The sequence below is a fragment of the Sutterella sp. genome (assembly GCF_052272535.1).
Classification (GTDB): Bacteria; Pseudomonadota; Gammaproteobacteria; order Burkholderiales; family Burkholderiaceae_F; genus Sutterella.
On the sequence record NZ_DAVZJY010000360.1, the window covers coordinates 1 to 1,339 of the forward strand.

Annotated in this window: 2 protein-coding genes; both read left to right on the forward strand. The window is 70.6% G+C overall.

The genetic code is table 11. The features are described from left to right. On the forward strand, positions 1-646 hold a 646-nt coding region (locus tag ACT6Y9_RS10970; RefSeq protein ID WP_443744556.1), incomplete at its 5' end, for an LpxL/LpxP family acyltransferase. Next, positions 643-1,311 (forward strand): outer membrane lipoprotein carrier protein LolA, encoded by a 669-nt coding sequence (locus tag ACT6Y9_RS10975; protein ID WP_443744557.1) that lies wholly within the window; start codon positions 643-645, stop codon positions 1,309-1,311. The genes ACT6Y9_RS10970 and ACT6Y9_RS10975, both read left to right, overlap by 4 nt. The last annotated feature ends 28 nt before the right edge of the window (positions 1,312-1,339 follow it).

The following is a 1,339-nucleotide window of genomic DNA, read 5'->3' on the forward strand; positions in this document are numbered from 1 at the left end:
CGACGGCCCCGCGGCGCTCGAAGTGGTCGGGGACGTCGCGTTCACGGCCGACGGCCCGACTCAGGGCGCCGTCATCCTCACCTCGCACACGGGCTGCCAGGAGCTCCTGATGGCGCACTCGGGCGCCTTCACGGATCACGAGCTCGTGATCCTGCAGCACACCGCGCACGCCCGGCGCTTCAACGAACTCCTCGCCCGCGCCGGCGCAAAACCCGTCAACGCCTCCTTCATCGAAATCGGCGCGGCGGTCTCCCCCGCCCTCGTGATGGAGCTCTCCGACCGCACGGCCCGCGGGGCCTACGTAATCCTCGCGGGCGACCGCGCCCCCATGGGGTCTGAAGCGAGCGCACGGGTGTCCTTCTTCGGCGACCCGGCGCGCTTTCCGACGGGCGGCGCGCTTCTCGCGCTGCTTCTCGGTGTGCCGCTGCGGATGATGGTCTGCACGCGGCCCGACGAACACGTGCGCCGCTACCGCGTCCGCTTCACGGAGCTCTGCGCGGCGCCCCCGCGCGTGCGCCGCGCCGATCGCACGGCCTGGTTGAGGGAGATGGCCGCCCTTTATGCCCGGGAGCTCGAGCGCGAGCTCACCGCTTCGCCCCTCGACTGGGCGAACTTCTTCGACTTCTGGGAGGAATTCCGCAAGTGACCGCTCACCCAAACCGCCGCCTCGTCCGCACCTTCACCGCCCTTGCGCTCGCCGCGGCGCTACCCTTTGCCGCCCACTCCTCCGCCTGCGCATCCGACGCCCCGCCGGCTGCGGCCGAGGTTGCGACACTCCCCGCCTTCGACGCCATGCCGACCGGTTCCTCCGAAGAACTCCAAAAGCTTCTCGCGCCGCTCGCGGCAGCGCACGTTTCGGGCGGCTTTGAAGAGCGGCGCACCGTTCCGGGGTTCCCCAAGCCCATGGTGACGACGGGCGTCTTTGAAGTGACGGGCCAGCGGCTCCTCTGGCGCGCCGAGAAGCCCTTTCCCTCCGTGATGACGGTCGGACCCGAGGGCGTCGTCATCGAATCGGGCGGCGAGAAGCAGATGCTCGCGAGCGCGGACGTCCCCGCAGCCGGACGCATTGCTGAGCTTCTGACGGGCGTGCTCTCCGGGCGCTTCGACGCGCTCACGGCGCTCTTCGACGTCCGTGCGCGCCGCTCTGGCGACGGCGTCTGCGCCGCCGCCAAGCCCCGCGCGGCCGAACTTGCGCAGTACGTAGGAGAGATCCGCGCCGCGGGCCGCACCCACGTCGAGCGCATTGAACTTCTCTCCCCTCAGGGCGACCGCACGGAGATCCTCTTCAGCGGCGTTTCGGCCCGCCGCTGAAGATCCGGACTCCGGAGAAAAACGGCTC